Below are 236 nucleotides of genomic sequence, written 5' to 3' on the forward strand. Positions count from 1 at the left end.
GCCGCCGCCGAGGGGGTTGGCGTGATCGAAGGGGATCACGTGGTCGAGTTGGCAGCGGTCGGCGGGGCGGTGGCAGTCGGGGAAGCGGCAGTGTCGGTCGCGGAGCCGGACGGCGGCGGTGGTGAGGGTGTCGGGTCGGTAGATCAGCGCGCGGTCGGTCAGTGGGTCGCGTGCGACAGACTTTCCGAGGGTGGGGTCGGCGGCGATCGCGGCTTCGAGTGCAGCGGCGAGGGAGG

The 236-nt window shown here is 72.9% G+C and carries 1 pseudogene; it reads right to left on the bottom strand.

The features are described from left to right. Positions 1-236, bottom strand: a pseudogene (locus O4220_RS27775) (HNH endonuclease); the annotation flags it as partial.

Origin of the sequence: Rhodococcus ruber, from assembly GCF_027270735.1 — a bacterium.
In the GTDB taxonomy this organism is placed as follows: Bacteria; Actinomycetota; Actinomycetes; order Mycobacteriales; family Mycobacteriaceae; genus Rhodococcoides; species Rhodococcoides rubrum_A.